Annotated in this window: 22 protein-coding genes and 2 pseudogenes; 15 read left to right on the top strand and 9 right to left on the bottom strand. The window is 58.8% G+C overall.

Translation table 11 applies throughout. From position 1 onward, the window contains the following. The first annotated feature begins 452 nt into the window (after positions 1-452). From RFM68_RS31300 to RFM68_RS31285, 4 genes are all read left to right on the top strand, one after another. Positions 453-836: a low affinity iron permease family protein gene (locus RFM68_RS31300; RefSeq protein WP_320236830.1), complete on the top strand. Its 384-nt coding sequence runs from the start codon at positions 453-455 to the stop codon at positions 834-836. Between the two features lie 367 nt (positions 837-1,203). Then, complete coding sequence (locus RFM68_RS31295) at positions 1,204-1,503, top strand: hypothetical protein (RefSeq protein ID WP_320236829.1); 300 nt, start codon at positions 1,204-1,206, stop codon at positions 1,501-1,503. A gap of 22 nt (positions 1,504-1,525) precedes the next feature. Next, positions 1,526-2,455, top strand: a complete 930-nt coding sequence (locus RFM68_RS31290; protein ID WP_320236828.1) for an isocitrate lyase/PEP mutase family protein — start codon at positions 1,526-1,528, stop codon at positions 2,453-2,455. Between the two features lie 94 nt (positions 2,456-2,549). Further along, entirely contained in the window at positions 2,550-2,762 is a 213-nt protein-coding gene (locus tag RFM68_RS31285) for a hypothetical protein (RefSeq protein ID WP_320236827.1), read from the top strand. Positions 2,763-3,143: 381 nt separating this feature from the next. On the opposite strand, the gene RFM68_RS31280 is transcribed toward RFM68_RS31285, so the two are convergent. The 5 genes from RFM68_RS31280 to RFM68_RS33550 form a co-directional block, all read right to left on the bottom strand. Beyond that, complete coding sequence (locus tag RFM68_RS31280; RefSeq protein WP_320236826.1) at positions 3,144-3,332, bottom strand: hypothetical protein; 189 nt, start codon at positions 3,330-3,332, stop codon at positions 3,144-3,146. A 103-nt stretch (positions 3,333-3,435) separates the two neighbouring features. Continuing rightward, entirely contained in the window at positions 3,436-3,801 is a 366-nt protein-coding gene (locus RFM68_RS31275) for a PRC-barrel domain-containing protein (protein ID WP_320236825.1), read from the bottom strand. 122 nt (positions 3,802-3,923) lie between these two features. Beyond that, on the bottom strand, positions 3,924-4,904 hold the full coding sequence (locus RFM68_RS31270; protein ID WP_320236824.1) for a cation diffusion facilitator family transporter: 981 nt from the start codon (positions 4,902-4,904) through the stop codon (positions 3,924-3,926). A 562-nt stretch (positions 4,905-5,466) separates the two neighbouring features. Then, a complete protein-coding gene (locus RFM68_RS33720) occupies positions 5,467-5,706 on the bottom strand; it encodes a DUF6894 family protein (RefSeq protein WP_430694992.1) in 240 nt (79 codons plus the stop codon). Between the two features lie 103 nt (positions 5,707-5,809). Beyond that, positions 5,810-6,103, bottom strand: coding sequence for a DNA topoisomerase IB-related protein (locus RFM68_RS33550; RefSeq protein WP_347343994.1), 294 nt, complete (start codon positions 6,101-6,103; stop codon positions 5,810-5,812). 398 nt (positions 6,104-6,501) lie between these two features. Here RFM68_RS33550 and RFM68_RS31265 point away from each other — a divergent pair, with 398 nt between their 5' ends. From RFM68_RS31265 to RFM68_RS31255, 3 genes are read left to right on the top strand one after another with little or no spacing between them, the layout of a single operon-like run. Then, a complete protein-coding gene (locus RFM68_RS31265) occupies positions 6,502-7,272 on the top strand; it encodes a gluconate 2-dehydrogenase subunit 3 family protein (protein ID WP_320236823.1) in 771 nt (256 codons plus the stop codon). Between the two features lie 6 nt (positions 7,273-7,278). Then, on the top strand, positions 7,279-9,045 hold the full coding sequence (locus RFM68_RS31260; RefSeq protein WP_320236822.1) for a GMC family oxidoreductase: 1,767 nt from the start codon (positions 7,279-7,281) through the stop codon (positions 9,043-9,045). After that, positions 9,042-10,295: a c-type cytochrome gene (locus tag RFM68_RS31255; protein WP_320236821.1), complete on the top strand. Its 1,254-nt coding sequence runs from the start codon at positions 9,042-9,044 to the stop codon at positions 10,293-10,295. The genes RFM68_RS31260 and RFM68_RS31255 overlap by 4 nt, the downstream gene beginning before the upstream one ends. 627 nt (positions 10,296-10,922) lie before the next feature. Here RFM68_RS31255 and RFM68_RS31250 read toward each other — a convergent pair. Further along, positions 10,923-11,702 (bottom strand): NADP-dependent oxidoreductase, encoded by a 780-nt coding sequence (locus RFM68_RS31250; protein ID WP_320236820.1) that lies wholly within the window; start codon positions 11,700-11,702, stop codon positions 10,923-10,925. Between the two features lie 425 nt (positions 11,703-12,127). Between RFM68_RS31250 and RFM68_RS31245 the strand changes: the two genes are divergently transcribed. Beyond that, a complete protein-coding gene (locus RFM68_RS31245) occupies positions 12,128-12,514 on the top strand; it encodes a PRC-barrel domain-containing protein (RefSeq protein WP_320236819.1) in 387 nt (128 codons plus the stop codon). 374 nt (positions 12,515-12,888) lie between these two features. Here the strand turns inward: RFM68_RS31245 and RFM68_RS31240 are convergent. Beyond that, positions 12,889-13,877, bottom strand: a pseudogene (locus RFM68_RS31240) (alpha/beta fold hydrolase). Between the two features lie 127 nt (positions 13,878-14,004). Further along, the gene (locus tag RFM68_RS31235; protein ID WP_320236818.1) at positions 14,005-14,499 is read right to left on the bottom strand and encodes a hypothetical protein; all 495 of its coding nucleotides are present in this window, start codon (positions 14,497-14,499) and stop codon (positions 14,005-14,007) included. 115 nt (positions 14,500-14,614) lie between these two features. Here RFM68_RS31235 and RFM68_RS31230 point away from each other — a divergent pair, with 115 nt between their 5' ends. From RFM68_RS31230 to RFM68_RS31205, 6 genes and pseudogenes are all read left to right on the top strand, one after another. Further along, positions 14,615-14,833 carry a hypothetical protein gene (locus RFM68_RS31230; protein WP_430694991.1) on the top strand — a complete coding sequence of 73 codons (219 nt, stop codon included), beginning with the start codon at positions 14,615-14,617 and terminating at the stop codon, positions 14,831-14,833. Positions 14,834-14,955: 122 nt separating this feature from the next. Continuing rightward, positions 14,956-15,489, top strand: a pseudogene (locus RFM68_RS31225) (DUF4142 domain-containing protein). A gap of 273 nt (positions 15,490-15,762) precedes the next feature. After that, the gene (locus tag RFM68_RS31220; protein WP_320236817.1) at positions 15,763-16,296 is read left to right on the top strand and encodes an EF-hand domain-containing protein; all 534 of its coding nucleotides are present in this window, start codon (positions 15,763-15,765) and stop codon (positions 16,294-16,296) included. A gap of 875 nt (positions 16,297-17,171) precedes the next feature. Continuing rightward, a complete protein-coding gene (locus tag RFM68_RS31215) occupies positions 17,172-17,744 on the top strand; it encodes a DUF1003 domain-containing protein (protein WP_320236816.1) in 573 nt (190 codons plus the stop codon). A 241-nt stretch (positions 17,745-17,985) separates the two neighbouring features. Beyond that, entirely contained in the window at positions 17,986-18,195 is a 210-nt protein-coding gene (locus RFM68_RS31210) for a hypothetical protein (RefSeq protein ID WP_320236815.1), read from the top strand. Positions 18,196-18,442: 247 nt separating this feature from the next. Then, positions 18,443-18,892, top strand: a complete 450-nt coding sequence (locus RFM68_RS31205; RefSeq protein ID WP_320236814.1) for a Ros/MucR family transcriptional regulator — start codon at positions 18,443-18,445, stop codon at positions 18,890-18,892. 423 nt (positions 18,893-19,315) lie between these two features. Here the strand turns inward: RFM68_RS31205 and RFM68_RS31200 are convergent, their stop codons facing one another. After that, positions 19,316-19,486, bottom strand: coding sequence for a hypothetical protein (locus tag RFM68_RS31200; protein WP_320236813.1), 171 nt, complete (start codon positions 19,484-19,486; stop codon positions 19,316-19,318). Between the two features lie 60 nt (positions 19,487-19,546). Here RFM68_RS31200 and RFM68_RS31195 point away from each other — a divergent pair, with 60 nt between their 5' ends. Beyond that, complete coding sequence (locus RFM68_RS31195; RefSeq protein WP_320236812.1) at positions 19,547-19,933, top strand: diguanylate cyclase domain-containing protein; 387 nt, start codon at positions 19,547-19,549, stop codon at positions 19,931-19,933. Positions 19,934-19,966 lie beyond the last annotated feature (33 nt).

The following is a 19,966-nucleotide window of genomic DNA, read 5'->3' as shown; positions in this document are numbered from 1 at the left end:
CAGAACCCAGCACGATGACAGGAAGAACTGCTCGATTTCGCGGCGCAGATCGTCAGGCACGCGATCCTTCGAAATCGGCTAGTCCAGCGGTCCTATGAAGGCGAAACGTTGTAGCGGTCGTTCTGGAACTCAGGACCCGGATCGTAGGTGCAGGTGTTTGCAGCCTGCAGCGCCTACGGGTGAATTCGAACCGGTTTTGGCGTAGTAGGAGAACCCGCCGCGGCCGCCGCGCGGGCTTTGACCATCCTGATGAGGTCGCCATTCATCACGCCAACTTCTTGTCGTCCGATATCGTGTTCTGCCAGCCAGGTGTCCGCACCTAATCTTCCCCAGAGCGAGAATCCCGAGCGCTCGTTCGAGCTGCTGAAACTTGCATGCCTTCGCCGCGTTCATCATTGCCAGCGCCTGAGCGTCTCGCGCAAAAAAAGGGCAGGCCCAGATCGGAGTTCAACATGGAAAAAAAGTTCAATTGGCTCGCGGAGATTGTCGCCTACGCCGCAGGACGGGAATGGGCCTTCGCCTTGAGCCTCCTTTCGCTGGTCGTTTGGGCCATTGCCGGCCCGTTTTTCCAATATTCCGAGACCTGGCAGCTGATTATCAACACCGGAACCACCATCGTTACTTTCCTGATGGTCTTTCTGATTCAAAACACTCAGAACCGTAACGGCGGGGCGATACAGGCCAAGCTCGATGAGCTCATTCGATCGGGTCGCGCAAAAAACGACTTCATCGGCATCGAACATCTCACGGAAGCGGAGGTGGAAGATTTCAGAAAGCGATGCGCCGAAGCAGCCGAAAAAGCCGCAGCTTCCTCACCATCCCCGGTAGGCACCTAGTGCATCGACTCGGCTCGCGGTCAATGCAAAGTCGCTTTGGCTCCTTCGTACGAACGCCGCTCGTCGACCTCGTCGAAGTGGAACCAGTTCGAACTTATCCGGTTGATTTGCATGGCGCGAATTAGCCCGAGCCTATCCAGATGACCACGTCTGCAACTGCTGGAGCTCACATGTCTAAGCAGGTTGATTGCATTGATCGTAGCGACCAGACGAGCATGGAAGCTTATCCGACGTTCGGCCCCGCCCTCATCAACTCGCTAACGGTGATGCTAGCGGAGCGCGAGGGAAAGGAGGCACTGGAGCAATTGGAAAGATCTCTTGTGCATTCGTCGAGGAGACCCGCGTCATCACGCCGGATACCGACGCGATGAAGGAGTTCGCGATCGAGCCCATTGTGTTATCGGTGCACAGAGCTGGCGAGCATCCCTATGCCAAGCAAACTCTCGAAGAGATCGAAGGTCGCCGCACGGAAGGGCGTTCCGAGAATCCGGATACTCTGGAAGAGCAGTTGCAGTCGGGCCTGGAAGACAGTTTCCCGGCGAGCGATTCGCCGTCAGTCGTATCGACCGCCATCTACGGCCGCACGAAGAACATCTTGGGCGCCGATGAGGTACTGCGCCGCAAAGAAGAAGTTTCGCGGCGCAAGGACGAAGAGAATGCCGAATAAGTTGCCGCGGAGTCTCCACCCGATGCGCCTCAATCGCTCTGCCGACGGTCCTTCCTGGAAATCCGTGCTCGATGGCCACTCACCGTTGATCCTGCCATCGGCTCCGGATGCTCTCACCGCCCGGCTCATCGAGCGCGCCGGCTTTCCTGCCTACCAAATCGGCGGCTTTGCGCTTGCCGCGCACATGCATGGTGTGCCGGATATCGACCTGGAGCAATATGGCGAGAACCATGCGAAAGCCAAGGAGATCATAGATGCCTGCAGCCTGCCGGTGCTCGTCGATGGCGATGATGGCTATGGCGATGTGAAGAACGTCACCAGGACGGTGCGTGGCTACGAGGCTATCGGCGCTTCGGCGCTGTTCATCGAGGACCAGCAGCCGCCGAAGCGCTGCGGCCATATGGCGGGCAAGCGCGTTATTCCGGCCGAGGCAATGGTTGAGAAAGTCCGCGCCGCGGTGGCAGCGCGGTGCAATCCCGATTTCTTCATTATGGCGCGCACCGATGCCGCCGAGCCGAACGGCCTTGCCGACGCGATCGAGCGCGGCAAGCAGTACCTCCATGCGGGAGCGGACGGCATCTATGTCGAAGGACCGACCAGCGTCGAGGAGCTAAAGGAAGTGGGTGCCGCCTTCAAGGGCGTGCCGCTGGCCACCAGCATTCTCGAGGGCGGCGGCAAGACCCCATGGCGCTCGCCGCGATCGATGCATGAATTCGGCTTCAGCATGATCCTCTACCCGACCTCGGTTCTGTTCCGGGCGGTTCGCGCGATCCAGGAGGCGCTCGACGGTCTACGTGAGGGAGATGCCATGGATCCTGAGCGAAGCGTGTCCCTGGAGAATTTCGAGGACATCGTCGAGATGTCGCAATGGGCCGAGATAGAAGACCGCTTCATGGGCACCGACCAGGGCGTTGGCATTGTGACCAAGATCAAACAGAAGCTGACCGGCTGATACCGTACTCCGGTATGCGCACGTGGACGGTCCATATTACTACTGCGAACCACTCCTCTTTCAGAAGCTTGGTTCATGTCGGAAGGAGAAGATGATGCAAGAAAGCGAAATCTCATCTCGTCCGGGTGCGGGCGATGCGCAGCATGACCAAAAGCTGCCCACCAAGGGCGGCGATGATCCGAACGTGCGTTTCCTGGCGGAAAACACCGATCTTTCGCCGAAACAGGCGCGCGAGCTCATCCGGGAACACGGGCATGACCGTGAAAGGCTGCTGAAGATCGCAAAGACCATGAAAGCCGAGAGTTGATTGGTCCGACAAAACTGGATTCGCAGTGAAATGGTAGGAGGTCCAAGCTGTACTTGGCAAGCACGCAACAGGAGAACTGCCGACCTGCGTTCAGCAGCCGATCGCTTCAGCTCCGCTTTGGCTTATTAGTTTTTGCGCGCATTGTTCGTGTTCTCACACTTTCCAGGATACGAACTTGCTATCACGGGTTCTACTTCCGGGCATCGCTTGCTCCAGTCTTTTGTCGGTAACAACAATGGAGGCTGGCTTACGCTCCTGTCGCGGGCCAGCCGTTTGCTTTCTCCCCGAAGTTTGCGGCTCTTGCTCGTCGCTTGATCCTCGCCAATTCCCGGATTGCGTCAGCTGACAATACCGCTGGCAAGTTGACGGACGAATGCCTAATCACGGCTCGTCGATATCTCGCTTCGACGGATTTTGTGAAGTGACGAGTTCTCCCTCGTCATCCAGCGGCTCATCGCCATCCTGGGATGCGCGGTGGCGGTTTTTGTCGAAGGCACGGTTCCCCTCCGTGCGATGGGCAAGATCGTCACCGGCCGACGTCTTGGGCGCAGCTGCTTCCTTCCATCGCATTGCAATCTTGATGCTCGACTGCCGCCTTCTTGGAAGCATTTGCGCGAGACTTGCGTGTCACCAGTTGCCTCGCGTGCGTCTTGCGGCGCAATGTGCATGAAGTTCACTGCCAGTATGGCTCGACATGCCAGTAGCCAAAGGAAGCTTCGCGAGCCGGCCTACCATCGTCGGTGGTCAGTTCGTCAATAGAATATGCCGGCGCTGCCCTGAGTTGCTCGACGCTATAGGGCACGACATAGCCTCCCCGATTGGGATCGAAATCCAGCAGGGACCAAGGAATCGCATGATACTTCTCGCCGATCCCTAAAAAACCGCCGAACGAAATGACGGCAAACATGATGCCATTGGCGGTTTTTTCGAGTATGACGTCTTCAATCGTTCCTATGTCTTTTCCAGCCGAATTGTAGACCTTGGTGCCGATCACGCGTGAGGCACGGATGGCGTCAGTATGTCCGCTCGGTGTTGGCATGGCTTCAACTCCTCGTTTCCAGATGCGTATGGCACCAAACGAGCGCTGCGAGGCGATGTTCCGAAAATAGTCATCGATCGACGCCGATGGGAAGCAGAATGCCAACCGCCATCACGGGGTGATTACGGACTGGTCGGAACCGAAGGGCCGCTGCCGCTCCATCGCCGGCCCGTTTGTGGCTTCCCGAATAGTGTTGTGACTTCCTGGCGCTCGGAGGCTAGCCTCGTCTCCAGGCGTTCGACGCATTCTTCAATATCGTCGGCGTTTGCTTCGTCGTGAAAGTGCGCGCTGAGCGCCGCCACTACCTGGTCCGGCGCCATATGGACCGTGATCACACCGTTGACTTGCTGAATGGCGGGATCCTCTTTTGCCATCTTTGAGATCGCGGCCTCGACGGCCGGCGCGGCACGCTCTCCGATCAGCAATCCCTTGCATTCCTGCGCCAGGAAATATGCGGTCAACGCGAGCAAGATGGCGATACATATCGAGCCAAGCCCGTCCAACATCGGCATATCCAAACGCTGAGACAAGGTGATGCTGACGAAGGCGATACCAATGCCAGTTAATGCGGCGCAGTCTTCCAGCAGCACAGTGAAAGTGGTTGGATCCTTGCTTTGGCGGATTGCTTGCAGGTAATTGCTTCTCCCTTTGGATGACCTGAGCTTCTTGAAGGCGACGCGCCAGGAATAGCCTTCGAACACCGCGGAAAGAGCTAGGACAACCAAATTCGCGCCTGCATTCTCTATGGATGCCGGGTTGAGAATGTGAGTTATGCCCTCATAGAAGGAAATGCCGGCACCAAGGGCAAAGACAAGCAACGCGACAACGAAACTCCAGAAATAGAGTTCTCGTCCGTACCCAAGGGGGTGACTATCGTCCGGCGGTTTTGTCGAACGGTTGAGGCCGTGCAAAAGCAGCACTTCGTTGCTGGTGTCGACTAACGAGTGCACCCCCTCGCTAACCATCGCAGAACTGTTGGTGAACGCGGACGCGATGAATTTCGACATTGCAATCAACAGATTGCCTATAAGGGCCGCGTAGATGGTTTTCCTCGACGGATGCGGGATCGAAAGCCGATCCGAGTCACCATGGGTATCGGTCACGTCCGCAATTTCCTCATTCGATCGAGAGATGCCGCGATGGCGCGAACGGCTAAGGCCACACCGCGACGACCTTCCGCGAGCGCATGTTGTTCCGCCTATTTGCGCGACCATCCGTTCGAGGCGGAAGCGACGCCCGAGCAGGCTCTATGCCAGACGCTCGATGGCTTCAACGGCAAGGTCTACTCCGCGCCGATATGCAGGCTGCATGCGCTGGCATCGCCCTTCAATGGGCGAACATCAAGCCGCCGAACGGAGCAATCATGGGATAGGGGATGCCGCATTCATCCGAGGGAACGGGATAGGGCCGGCGCGACCCTAAGCGCCTTTCGGCCCGGGCCAGCCAGAGCATTTGGTCCTAATTGAGCAAGTTCTAATATGCCATAGATTAATCAGCGCGGGAACGGGTTGTTGCCGCCGAACCCCGCATTGGCCGGTGCGGCGCACCCCCCCAAAATCCCCACTGCACCGGCCATCCACCATTCGTTTACCGTATCAGCACATGCTCATAAGCGGACATGCAGGGTAGCTCGTACATGACCTCTGGCCCCAGCGCTGATCCCCCTCAGTGCTGGGGCTTTTCAGTCTCGGCAGAAATCACGCACTCAATCCTGATTTGCATCAGCTCTCCGCCGGTGATGTCGCGAATAGTGCAAACGACATCGCGGCTGTTTGCTCCCACGACCAACCTGCGAACGATCTCGAAGGCGCGTTCTTTGGCCTCTCTTAGGCCAGGGAGGTTCGTTCCTCGCGCGTCGTGGTAGACATCCCCACTGTGAGTGAGGTCGAAGAAGAATCTAGACATCACGATTCAATGAACGCTCAGAGCCGATAAAACGTCCACGCTAATTTCGAATATAGTAAACGCCGGCCCGTCCTGATTATATTCCTATGACCCCTTGGGTCTGTCAAATATATAATCGCCTATTTGATCGGTCGTAGCGACCAGAACTGTCAATTGCGGAACCGCGACATGCAATCCAAAGCCGACGCCAACGTACGCTAGCAAGGCGCAGGACAAAAAGCTTCGGGTGTCTCCGACCAGCTCGAATATTTTGCATCAGCGCAAAAGCCGCTCCAACTGGGATGATAGCGATAATGTTTGCGATCTCGGTTGTCGCGGCCAGATGCTGGGCCGGACCGTTAGGGTGTGGCGAAATCCAGACGTCGCTCCAGGCCGGCGGGATCGCGAGTTTGGCCAATCCGATTGAGAACTGCTGGGGTGGTTATCCTGTCACCCTGCGGATCAATACACTGGCAACGGATGCTGCGTCGGCGACGGATGTGTAGCCATCATCATTCCAATAAATCAAAACGGCAGCTTGCGCCAAGGCAGGCCAAGCATTGCGATCGCCAGGGCTTCGACGCACTTGCCCTCAAGCGCAACGCACCCCGGCAATAGCCGCTGGAATTCGGCAAGTCACTGCATCGCTGCAACCAGTGCGAAGCGCCTCGAAATGAAACAGTCAAACTTACGGATGGCGACAGTGCAGTCCAACAGGACCAGCCTGAACGCGCCCGATCGGATGCCGTTACAGATAGTATGTGCAAGCCGGGAACAATTCGTCGTCCGCGCTGTTCTGTCTCAGCAGATCAGTCGATGGACGTTCCCATGCCCTCAGGCACTTTTAGCCGCCGTCAGATCCTCGCGGCAGGAGCATCGGTGGCGGCCGCGTCGATAGCGCTAGGCGCGAATGAGGCCCCAGCTCGTGAAATAAAAGGCGGTGCCGATGATCCCTGGTTGCCACACCAGGCCGATGCGCCAGCGCCACTCGAGAAGCCAGGTTATCTCTTCTTCACGCCCGAGGAGGCAGTGTTCGTGGAAGCGGCGACCGAAAGGCTTATTCCGGAGGATAATCTTGGCCCAGGCGCGAAGGAATGCGGTGTGCCGCTGTTCATCGATCACCAGCTTGCCGGGGCCTACGGTCGCGCGGGCACCTGGTACATGCAGGGACCTTGGGGAAAGGGCCAAGACACGCAGGGCTTTCAGTCCCGCATGACGCCGTCCGCCCTCTATCGGGCGGCAATCAAGGCAATAGACGAACACGTGATGTCGTCGCAGGGCGGCAAGCTCTTCGCCGATCTGTCGTCCGAGGCGCAGGAGGCCATCCTGTCGGACCTCGAAGGTGGCAAACTCGATCTCGGGGGAGCCGATGCCAAGACGTTTTTCAAGATGCTTTGGCAAAACACCAAGGAAGGAATGTTTTCGGACCCGATCTATGGCGGCAACAAGGACATGGCCGGCTGGAAGATGCTCGGCTTTCCCGGCGCCCGTTACAACTACCTGGACTGGCTGGACAGACACGGCGAACACTATGACCAGCCGCCGGTTGGCATTCGCGGCCGCCCCGGGTGGAACAGCACCGGCTAGCGATCGATGGCGCAAAGGCTCCCAAGCGTCGATGTGCTGCTGGTCGGGTTCGGCTGGAGCGGGGCAATCATGGCGCAGGAACTCACAGCGGCCGGCCACGACGTGCTTGCGCTCGAACGCGGCAGCTGGCGCGACACCGGCACCGACTTTGCTCCATCCTTCATCCAGGATGAACTGCGCTATCGCTATCAAGGGCATCTGTTCGAGCAGACTGCTCAGGAGACGCTGACCTTCCGCAACACACCCGACCAGACGGCATTGCCGATGCGCCGTCTCGGCTCCTTCCTGCCTGGTACCGGCGTGGGCGGCTCGATCCTGCACTGGAACGGCCAGGCATTCCGTTTCCTACCGTACGATTTCGAAATCCGCGGCAAGACCGCCGCTCGCTATGGCGAGACCGTGATACCGGCGGATATGACACTTCAGGATTGGGGCGTTACCTATGACGAGCTCGAGCCGCACTACACGCGCTGGGAAGAGCTGTGCGGCATCGCCGGCCAGGCCGGCAACGTGAGTGGCAAGAAACTGCCTGGAGGCAACCCCTTCGAGGGCCCGCGCTCCAAGCCTTATCCCACGCCTCCGATGAAACAGACCTACGGTCCTACCTTGTTCGGTGAGGCAGCCGGGTCCCTGAAGCTGCATCCGTTCCCCTGCCCCTCCGGCAACATGTCCCAGGCCTACACGAACCCGCTGGGCGTCAGCATGGCGCCCTGCACCTATTGCGGCTTCTGCGAAAAGTTCGGCTGCGGCAATTACTCCAAGGCGAGCGCCCAGACCACAATCCTGCCGGTGCTCATGCAGAACAAGAACTTCACCTTGCGGACCGAATGCGAGGTGACGCGGATCAATCTCGACGGATCCGGCACGCATGCCACCGGTGTCACTTACATCGATGCCCAGGGGAACGAATTTGAGCAGCCGGCGGAGCTCGTCATCGTCTGCGCCTACATCTTGCACAACGTGCACCTGCTGATGACCTCGGGCATCGGCACCAGGTACGATCCGGCGACCGGCCAGGGAACGCTCGGCAAGAACTATTGCTATCAGCTCACGCCCTCAGTCGACATCTTCTTCGACGACAAGGTCCTCAACCCGTTTGTCGGCGCCGGCGCGCTGGGCATGATTGTCGATGACTGGAACGGAGACAATTTCGACCACACCGGTCTCGGCTTCATCCATGGCGGCTATATTGCCGGCTACATGACCACTGGCCGGCCGATCGAGACGGAACTGGTGCCGGAGGGCACCCCGAAATGGGGCGCCAAATGGAAGCAAGCATTCGTTAAGAATTACCTGACCTCCATGTCCATATCCTTGATGGGCGCAGTAATGCCCAACAAGGTTAACTGTCTCGATCTCGATCCGACCTATCGTGACGTATATGGCCGGCCGCTGATGCGCATGACCTTCGACTTCAAGCAGAATGAGCTCAAGCTGCAGGATTTCGCCATGGGCAAGATGGCGGAAATCGCCAAAGCCATGCATCCGCGAGAGATCAAGAAATCGCCGCGCGGGCCGCACTACGACATCGTCCCCTATCAGTCGACGCATAACACAGGTGGCGCGATCATGGGCGCCAACCGGCGCGAAAGTGTGGTTAATCGCTACCTCCAGCACTGGGACGTGCCAAATCTCTTCGTCGTCGGCGCTAGCGCCTTCCCCCACAACAGCGGCTATAATCCTACCGGCACCGTCAGCGCGCTTGCGCTATGGGCAGCGGAAGCGATCCGCAGCCAGTATCTCAAGCATCCGGGCCCGCTGGTGCGGTCATGACCCGCAGCGCACTTCTCGCCTTGATCTCCAGCGCCGCTCTGACAGGCGCTGGAATGCTGGTATTCGGCCCATTCGCGCATGGTCAGATCGGTGACTTCGCTAAACAGGAGCACGGCCGGCAGCTGGTCGCCGCCGGCGACTGCGTGGCATGCCACACTGCGGAGGACGGCAATCCATTCGCCGGAAACAGGCCGATCGAAACGCCCTTCGGCACGATCTACTCGGCCAACATAACGCCTGACGCCGAAACGGGCATCGGCGCCTGGACCGAAGCACAGTTCTATCGGGCCATGCACGATGGAATCGCTTCCGACGGCAGGAAACTCTATCCCGCTTTCCCATATCCGTGGTTTACCAAGGCAACTCGCGAGGATGTGGATGACATTCGCGCCTATCTACGCACCCTGGAACCGGTGCGGTCGGTTCAGCGCCCCAATGAATTTCCATGGCCGCTGAACCACCGTGTCGCGATGGAAGGATGGAACAGCCTGTTCTTCACCCCAGGCGAATTCAAGCCGGACATGAACAAGTCCGCCGAATGGAACCGGGGAGCCTATCTGGTCGAGGGTCTGGCGCATTGCGGTGCATGTCATACGCCGAAGGACGTGTTCGGTGCCGCCAAGACATCGCAAAGCTATCAAGGTTCGGAAATCCAGAACTGGTTCGCGCCCAACCTGACCGGCGATTCCCGCACCGGCCTGGGAGGTTGGAGTGAGCAGGATATAGTTGCCTTTCTGAAGACCGGGCGCAATGACCGTACGACCGCATACGGTCCGATGGCGGCAGTCGTCAAAGACTCCACGTCCAAAATGACTGACGGTGATCTGAAGGCAATTGCCATCTACCTCAAATCCTTGGCCGCTTCGCCGGCGGAGGCGCCGTCCGCGCCGGCCGCTAATGTGATGAGCGCAGGGAAAAATATCTACACAGACCAATGCTCGGCATGTCATCAACTTGGGGGCGACGGGGTGAAGAATATGTTTCCCTCGCTGAAGGGAAGCGCTGCTGTCCAGTCTCACCAGCCTTTTTCGGTGGTGCGGCTCGTCCTGAACGGCGGACATGCCGCATCCGGTCCCGGAAATCCGAATATGCTCTCGATGCCGTCGTTCGGCTGGAAGCTCTCGGACCGCGAGATTGCGGCGGTGACGACATACATTCGAAACGCCTGGGGAAACAAAGCCGATCCGGTTGCACCGGACGACGTTAAGGCGCTTCGCGATTCCGTAGAGGCCAAGACAAGCGCGTACTAAGACCTCCCGCTCACCGGAGTTGCATGGCACGATCGGAGCTTCGACGGGAGTCGCTTCGGTAACCGAGGTGGGCCCGAGCATTGCGCAACTGTGGACGAGCTATCCACCCCCGCGTTGGAAACGATCCTTCTTACCGCTCCGCTGGTTGCCATGATCTTCAGGCGATTGCAGCTTCCCTACTGCGTGGGACCGGTTGCAGCGGGCACCACGTCCAGGATCGTGTTCATTCTGATCGGGCGGCCACGAGCTTCACCAGCCGCTTGGAATCTTCGCGGGAAGTTCGGCGGTAGCCGTCGTGCTCTTGCTGCTCGGTCGGGTGCTGGACATCTAGCCGCTCTGCTCCCTGCGCGGGACTTCCCGCAAAGTGGATCTCAATATCATCAATTCTCGTCTTGGGAGGCCTGTTGGGCGCCCACGCTCTAGCGGTGGCGATTACCCTTCCGGAGAGCATTTCGAGCGGGTGCGATTATCGTGACGGCCTTTGCAGTGTCGCGTTCTGGACTTCTGTTCAGGGACTGAATACGCCTTGGCCGATCAGCCGGATGAGGCTTACCACCGGGGAAGCGATGAGGCTGAAAATCAGTCTGCCTTTGTGGCAGCGACCGATCGGCCGAGGCGTTGCCGCCACTACGCCACCTTGAGAACAATCTTACCGCGGACGTGGCCCTCTTCCAAGGCGCGCTCGGCGTCCGCCGCCTGTCTTAGCGCGAAAACTCTCCCAATCTCGACGCGGACAGCGCCTGCGTCGATCAACAGTCCAATCTCGGCAAGCTGAGCACCGTCTGGTTTGGTCATATAATAAGCCCCGCGGGCGTTGCGCTCGGCAGCTTTTTGCTTCGAGGGTTGCTGAAGTGTCGAGACGATGATCCCACCCTGCTTGAGAACCGACCACGAGCGCTCCTGGGTGTCTCCGGCTACGAGATCATAGACAAGATCGATATCCCGCAATGTATCCTCGAACCGCTGGTTTTCGTAGTCGATCACCTTGTCAGCCCCGAGGCTCTGCACGAAATCGATGTCGCGCTCGGAGCATGTTGCATAAACGGTCGCGCCGTTCGCTTTGGCGAACTGAACCGCAAAGTGACCGACGCCGCCCGCCGCGCCGTGGATAAGGATTCGCTCACCCGCCCTCAACCCGCCATGGTCGAAAATCCCCTGCCACGCGGTCACCGCCGCAAGCGGAACGGCTGCCGCATGCAAATGATCGAGCCATTTCGGCTTGGCGGCGCAGTCTTGAGCCTTGGCCGCCACGAACTCGGCGTAGCCGCCGCGGTCTGGTGTCAGCAGAGCATAGACTGCATCGCCCGGCTTGAAAGCATCAACGCGCGCCCCGCAACGTTCCACTATGCCGGAGAAGTCACGCCCTAATGTCAGCGGCAGGCGATCCTCCGCAAACGTAGCCGCCATTGCGAATCTTGTAATCGACCGGATTGACGCTCGCGGCATTGATGCGAACCAGAATTTCTTCGGGTTGTGGCTCGGGCGTCGGTTCTGTCTCCAGCGTTAACACGTCAGGGCCACCAAATGCGTGGATACGAACGCTTTGCATGCCGACACTCCTGTCGCTTCCAAGGGTTCGCCACCGATTTTGACGCCTAACTGCCGATGGAAGAATTGGTTCCGGGCGAGGCGCCAAAGCTCCCCCCGTCAAATGCACGAGCGAGCAACCTGAATCCGGCCTAACCTGCTTACAGGGCACTCAACCGGTCGGCCAGGTATGCAACGCCTTGGACAATCCAAAATGCCGATCCTGTTTTCAGTTCCCACGCGGAACTCTTGCCACGCGAGCTAGTTCAGCCTCCAGGTTTGGGCGCGTTCAAAGGAGAAAGCTAATGCGTAAGATTCTAATCGCCATGGCTGCCGTTTCCGCGCTGGCGACACCGGCAATCGCTGCCACCGCCCCGACGGGGGCGTATGTTACCGCCAAGCCCACGGACATGGTCACCTATAGCTTGATCGGCCTAAAAATCGTCAACGGTTCGAATGAAACTGTAGGGGAGATTAAGGACCTGCTTATCTCCAATGACACCCTCGCGGGCTACGTCGTTTCGGTGGGAGGATTCCTCGGCGTCGCCGAGCGTTACGTGATCGTCGCCCCGTCCGCCGTAAAGATCAACTACTCCGAGCAAGACAAGAAGTGGACGGCCACCATGGACGCCACCAAAGATCAGCTGAAGACAGCTCCCGAGTTCAAATACGAAGGTCGTTGGAGCAAGTAGTTCTTGTCCGCCTGCAGTGGTCGGCGGCCACACCTATCGTGGCGCCGCCTTCTGTAGAAAAAATAGTGCGCTCCCTTGTAGCGGCTGGCCGGCCTACGGAATAGGTCGGGAGTTCGCACGGAATAAGCACGGGGCGGAGTCTTTTTTGAAAGAGGAATCTATTCGTTCGCTCGGACAGCCCTGCTCCTGAGATGGAACAAACCAAGACGTCCGGCGATTATCACGCCAGCGGTCATGCCCGCTCCTGGTCCGGTAGGGCGCCGTCGCCAAGTTCTTCCGGCGACGGCCTCCTGCTGCTCTGTGCATCTTCGCTGCCGGCGATCTTCCGCTGCCGGAGCAATGTCGGCTGATCACAAAGGACTCCTGGCGCTTGGCTACGTTATTCGGCGGCGTGGCGGTCGATCATCTGCTCCCTTTGTGCGCCGGAGTCCTTCCTTGGCGGCGCAAGCACCGGCTCCGGCCTCGCTGGCGCTCGCAAGAGCGGCAATCCTGTCTATCATGGCAAGGACCGCCTGCGGCTTGCTTTGATGAACCATATGGCCGGCATCCGGGACAATATCGACCAGCGAGTGACCTATCTCAGTTTGCAGCCGAAGGGCCTCAGTCTGCGTAACGAACAGTTGATCGCCGGCGCCGGCGATTATTCCGACTGGAACGGAAATGTCAGCGTATCGACGACTTGCAAACGGTGCGGATGCCAACATGAGGAAGGACTCCGCCGAAACGGATCGCAACTGAGAGGGGCGGCTCGCCATCCCTTTTGTCGCTGCCGCAAAAGGCCCCGAGATTTCGGCTGGCACGAATATCTTCTTCATTGCCCAGCTCCAGCCAAACCTGTCGAGGGGAGGCAGCACGGTGTGGCGCAACACCGTTCCGATCAGAGGAACCGCCGGCAGTGCGAACATGGCGAGTTCGAGTCTGGGCGGCGGATAATGGTAACCAGAGACAATCACGATCCCCGCGACGGACCGGGGACGCCGGCGCGCCATCTCGAGTGCCACCGCGGCCCCCATGAATGGCCGACAACCATGTAGTGCTCGATCCCCAGTTTTTCGGCCGCGGCCTGCAGGAGATCGGCCTGAGCGCCGGCGGTCCAAGCTCTGCCGACAGGGCGTGGGCTCATGCCGAAGCCAGGCCTGTCGAAGGCAAGCACGTGATGCTTGGTAGCGGCCTTCTCGAAGATGCCGCTGGTCGTGAAGTCTTCCGCCGAAGAGCCATTACCGTGCAAGAGCAGCAGCGGCTGCCCACGGCCCGCCTCCAGGAAATGTAGCCTCGTTCTGCGGAGTTGGACGAAGCGCCCGCGTTGGCGTCCGCCCAATGCCCGTCTTGCAAGCAGATTATTGCAAAGCGCCAGTCCGGCCATCATGACCGCAAGCAACAGAAGAACCTTGTGCTTGGACGTTGCGGTCATGATTGAGGACGTGCGGAAGCGAGCGGCCGCAAGCACGGCGTAAATCCGCGGCCGTCGCGGCGTTGCTTACCCCGCCGATTCAGGCCGACACTTTCTGAGGCAATTCGGTCTCTTCCTCGACTTGGTCGCGCAGCGCCTCCCGCCCGGACTTCGGGTCCTTGCTATCAGCCGATTGCCTTTGCCGCTCCAACTCATGATTGACCGTCTTGCGGGATCCTTCCGCGGGCTCTTCTTCGGGCAACGTCCCTGTTTGCTGGTTTGCGTTGCCACCGCTTGATCCAGATCTGCCAGGATCGGCAGCTTTCAGGGCATCGATCACCGGCGTCAGTGAATTCTCCTCGCCCACATACGCCTCAGGCCCCGCGTTTGCCTCGCCAGTTCTATCGAGCGTTTGTTGGATGGCGTCTTCAATGTTGCCTAGCTCCTGCTCCCGAACTTCGCGACCGTAGCCGGCGGCATCGGCATCCTGCTCGAACTGCTGCGCCAGCATCGGAACGCTAACCTCGGTTTCGGCTGGCAAGTTGCCGACATTCTCCTCAAGCCAGCTTCGCAGGAATTCTTTCGTCGCATTCATGAACCACCTCATCGCAGCCAATAACAGGACCGCGGCGCCGATGTTCCCGTAAATTCGGGCCGGGACGAACGGATCGATAGGGGTTAGGGGCTCGAAGATCTCGGCGAGACACTTCATGACTTCAAAGACGGTAGCATTGAAGGCAGCAGGAATGGGTGGGCGCCTCGCCGACGGACGGATTACCACAGGGCCCGACAACACCAACAACGTTCTCACGCTGGCATTCGGGGTGCTGATCGTCGCCCTCGTTGGGCTGGGCTCGGCGTGGATCATGATCCATCTCAGCCAGAGCACGGCAGCGATGAGTGCGCAACAGTCCCACATGATGCCCTGATACAATGCAGGCGCGATGGTGGCGGCGGATGAGTCGGGCGGCAAGCCGTGCGGGGATACGTCCCCAGGACCGGAACAAACCGGACAGTCTTCGGTTCGGGAAATCGCAACGGAGACAATTCCATGAAAGAACTGGCTTTAACAATCGCAGCGGTTGTGCTCGCCCTGTCTGCCTGGGCCCAATCGACTTCGACCACTGAAAAAACCGGCGTGAATTCGGTTCTGGGCGTTGCGCCATCGACGCAGGACTTCGTAACCGAAGCGGCTACCAGCGACATGTTCGAGATCGAGTCCAGCAAGCCGGCGCTCGAACGGTCCGACGAGGCGACGAAGGCCTTCGCCAAGCAGATGGTCGCCGATCACGAGAAGACGACCGCCGATTTGAAGGGTCTCGTGACCAGCGGAAAGGTGAAGGCCACGCTTCCGACGGCCATGACCGACAAGCAGCAGTCCATCCTCAATTAGTTGAAGGCGCTGCAGGGCAACGATTTCACCAAGCAGTACCACTCCGACCAGGTTGAAGCCCATAAGAACGCGGTCGATCTCTTCAAGCGTTATGACGATAGTGGCGATCAGCCCGACGTAAAGACCTGGGCAGCGGCGACACTTCCGCATTTGCAGCACCATCTGGACATGGCGATCGGACTTAACAAGTAATCTCGGCTGCCTGGGCGCGGCGATGGGGCAACGATGCGCAAGCGGCTTCCCCGCTATGCGACTTCGGCCGTGACTCCCAACTGTTTAAACCTGCAGCCGCGCAGGCATTCTGAGCACGCCGTGTTCTCGCGCCGGACCGAAAACCAAGGTCACCGTCCAGGACATGACCCGTGTACCTTCATCGTGACCTGTACCCTGTAGGGGAACATAGGATCGGGGGCCTAGTTTGGCTTTACTGTTTCAAGCAAGCACGAGAGATCATTGGAGCATGCCATGAGATCATCACTCAGCGCGACGGCTGCGGCCGCTGCTTTTATACTCCTGACTTTCCCTGCGCTCGCCCAGACAAACGGAACCCCTGCACCAACTCCGACGTCCGGACAGCCGGGAGCCGGGCAGTTGCCCGATGTGAACGGACAAGCGGGTGGGCCGACACGGGAAATGATCCGCCAGATGATTGAGCAAGCGGTCAAGGAGAGGATGCAACAGGATCGCGGCCCGGAGGAAGGGAACCGTCACGAACAAGGCAACGGTGATGGCGATCGTTGGCAGAACCACGCTGACGGAGGCCGAGGTGATGGGCACAGAATGGCTGGGCATCAGGGTCCTCGGATGATGCGCAGTGGTGGCATGCGCCTGATGTTTGCGCTTTTGGACGCCGATGGCGACGGATCACTTTCCGAGAACGAAGTTCAAGGCGCGATAGGCAGGATTTTCACTGCCATAGACGAGAATGGTGACGGGAAGGTCGATCTGGAAGAAATCCAGTCGTTCTTGCATGGCACCAACAGCGAAGACATGCCGTAGTTGCCCCATCCAAGGATTTGGGTGCGAAGTCGTCATTGCTGGTCCTGCGGGTAGCGCGGCATGCCGGGATCTAGATCGCGCTTCTAAGCTCGCTGCGGCCCGACACTTAAGATTCGCGCTCAGCGCAGCAGATCGTCACTATCGAACTCTTCCACCCACGCAATTTGGAGTGAGATTTCTCGCCCGGCTGTTGTTTGCGCTTCGCTTGCGTGCTCGCTCTTTTGAGCTTCAACGCCGCTTCGCAGCGGCGCGGCGCCGGTTCTTGGCGGCTGTTGGTGCGCCGTTCTCGCGCCAGACGGCGACTAGGTTGTGATCCAGCACATTCTCGATGTGGCGCGGATCGAAGATGTGAAAAGCGACGTCAGCGCAGTTTCATCGCCTGGTCCCGCGCTTCGCAAGCGAGCGTCTTTCAGCCAGCCCGCCGTTCTGCCGCCGAAATCGTCAGGATGGTGCTCGACCTCACGGGGATCACCGGAAGCCTTTCAATCTCCTGAGTCGCCTGGGACATGATCCGCTGGACTCGACGTGGAGCAGCTTTCTCAAAGCCATTGGAAGGCCAGCGCGGATTTCGAGAAGGTACCCCTCCCCTCCACTGACGATCCAAGCGCTACTGCCGGGGAGAGCGGCCACTTTGCAATCGGCTTCGCTGTCGGGTCGGGTCTTTGGCACGCGGGCATACTCATCAAATGCCTCTCTCGCCGACCGGATCCAACGCGAATAGGGCATGCAGCTTCAGGCCTAGCAAGTTCGCGTTTTTGTGCACGGCAGGGTCGCCGAAAAAGTCAGACCCCGCGGGCGTTTCTGGACTCGAGGCGGCGGAAGATGGAGCGAATTGGCAAAGAGGGCGTTAGGCCTGCACAGGGGTGAGTGACGCAATGAATCGAACAGCTGATCCAAAGGACCAGGGCTACGCCTCTCCGACCACGGCGGCGGCGGATGGCCTCGCCCCTGTTCTGGCGCGGAACATCGAGGCACTGGTCGAGAGGCGGAAGCATGACGCGAAGGCCGCATCATTGGAGCAACGCGCGGCAGCTGCCATAAGCAAGTTCGCCGGCAGCATGATGTTTGTCTACATCCACCTCGTGTTCTTCGGCGCCTGGATCGTCTTCAATGTCGGGATCGTAACCATTTTTGAGCCGTGGGATCCATCCCTGGTCATCCTGGCCATGTTCGCCTCGGTCGAAGCGATATTTCTCTCGACTTTCGTGCTTATCAACCAAAACCGCATGGCCGCCGAGGATGATGCCAAGGCAGACCTGGATCTGCAGGTGAGCCTGCTGAACGAGCACGAGACGACCAAGCTCATCAAATTGGTCAAGGCGATCGCCAAGCGCCTGGATGTGCATACCGAAGCAGACGACGAGCTGAAGGAGCTGGCGCGCGACGTGGCGCCTGAAGCCGTTTTAGACAAGATTGAGGAGACAACGAGTCAAGCGACCACCAATTGACCTCGACCCGGCCAGCCTGCAGAAAAGCCCGGCGCATGGTGGCAGCACAAACGCCGGGCCTTGTTGCGCGAGACGGTCGTTAGACCGACATAGCTTTAACATATGTTAAGGCGATTGGTTCCCAATTTATCCGATTTCGGGAGGAGGACTCCGTAGGAAAGATTCCGCGTTCCGGCTAATGTCGGGTTGGTCGAATGTCTGCCATATTTGGGGTAGACGCTGTCGCCTTGGGAGAAAATTGATGCCTGCACTCAGCCTGGCAGTCGAGATTGCAGACACGGTAGCAGCGGCTAAGGAGCGGCGGCAGTTTTCGTTTGATCTGAAATCCAAGGCACAGGAACTCGCGAATGCTCACCCCGACGCGGAAGCAAGCGTTGGTGATGTGACAGATATTCTCCAGGAGGAGAGCTTGGCCGCTGGCATAGTGCCAACATCAGAGCCTGGCGTTTAGGCTTGCCACGCAAAGACTGATCGAAATCAAAGCCGGCGCAAACAACGACGTGCCGACGATACGCTTCCCCATAACCCGACCCCTTGGCGTGCAAAGCCAATAGCAAACACATCACAACGCAGACCCGCGCGCCGCCCCTAACGAGCTGCGCGAGACACCTTGCGCGCAAATTTGACGCGGACTGTTACGGCTGCACTGGCATTTCTCAACGAAGCCGTTAAAGATGGTTATTCATCAGAGACATCTCATGGCGGAAGAGATTGTGAACAGCCGAGGTCAGTTGATCGAACTCACCGCGGACATTGTGTCTGCCTATGTCAGCAACAATCCAGTGCCGGTCGCGTCTCTTTCGGACCTGATTGCGAGTGTGAATTCCTCGCTCGCGAAGGTCAGGCAACCGGTCACACCTGAGAAACCGGCCCAGGAGCCAGCGGTCAATCCAAAGCGCTCGATGTTTCCCGACTACATCATCTGTCTTGAAGACGGGAAGAAGTTCAAGTCGTTGAAGCGCCATCTCGGCGTGCATTACGGCCTGACGCCGGATGACTATCGTGAGAAATGGGGCTTGGCCCGCGACTATCCTATGGTAGCGCCGAACTATGCTGCGCAGCGATCCGCTCTGGCGAAGTCGAGCGGGCTGGGTCGGAAGGCATCGAAGCCGACGAAGAAAGTTCCTGCTAAGCGTGGAGCGAAATAAAGCACTCTGCGCTGCTGGCCTTCAGCTGGCAGGCGGCGTCGTCGTAGTCACCGCCTTTAGGCGCGAGCGATCTAGGGCACTCAGCCTTAATTGAGCAACCTCTAATATGCCTATAAATTATCGGTGCGGGAGGAAACAACCCAATGCGATATCAAGCCCCCAAGAGCACCGGCCAGCCCGCTAGCCTACGATGCGTACAGCAGGCATTTTTACTCACCATTAACATAGGTGATTCCGCTGGACGCGGCCTTGGTCCTTTGATCAGGAAAAGGCTCACCGGGGAGCGCGAAAATGACTGAACGCGCAAGGAACGGCGGCGACGCGTTCCAGATCGTCATGGTCGTCGTCATGGCCTCGGCGGTTATCGGGATCATCCTAGTCATTGCCGTGGCGATTTTCTGAGACGCCCAACGCGCTGGCGCACTACTTTTTCAGCAGCAAGAGCGCTTCACGCACCAGCGACGGCAGATTGCCCACACCTAGCAAGTCGATAAGCTCATGGGCCTGAGTATAGGTGATGCCGGTTTTGACCACCAGCCACGTGACATGCTTTTCCTTGGCGGTCTGAAGCTCTTGATCGCGCTCCGTGGACATAGCTTTCTTCCAGTTGGGGCGAAAGCCTGATGGTCTCTTCCAAGCGTCCGTTGCCAGATTATGCGCGGGCGACCAGATGAGACTACGCCTCATTCCGGCCGGTGGCCACCCAGGCGACAGCGGAAGGCCGTCAGGCGAGGTGACATAGCCGCTCGGCTGGGCGGCGACGAATTCGGAGTGTTGGTGTACGGTCCCACTGATGGAACCGGAGACGTCAGCCTGGTGAACCGGATCATGAAGAACTTGGTACAACCCTTGAAGATAGATGACGTCACGCTGCTTCCGGGTGGCACGATCGGCTATACAATTTTTCCAAAGGATGAAGCGGACCCGGATCGTTTGCTAAAGAACGCTGACAGGGCACTCTATCAGGCCAAGGCGAAAGGCAGAGGCAGTTGGAAAGCGTATGAACCCGATGCGACTGCGGTCGCTATGAGGCGCAGGTAAGCACCATAGATCGAGCGTAGTTCTAACGTTGTC

Source organism: Mesorhizobium montanum, from assembly GCF_033977145.1.
Taxonomy (GTDB): domain Bacteria; phylum Pseudomonadota; class Alphaproteobacteria; order Rhizobiales; family Rhizobiaceae; genus Mesorhizobium; species Mesorhizobium montanum.
The sequence above is the reverse complement of the archived record's forward strand: the minus strand, read 5'-3'. Positions and strand labels throughout refer to the sequence as shown.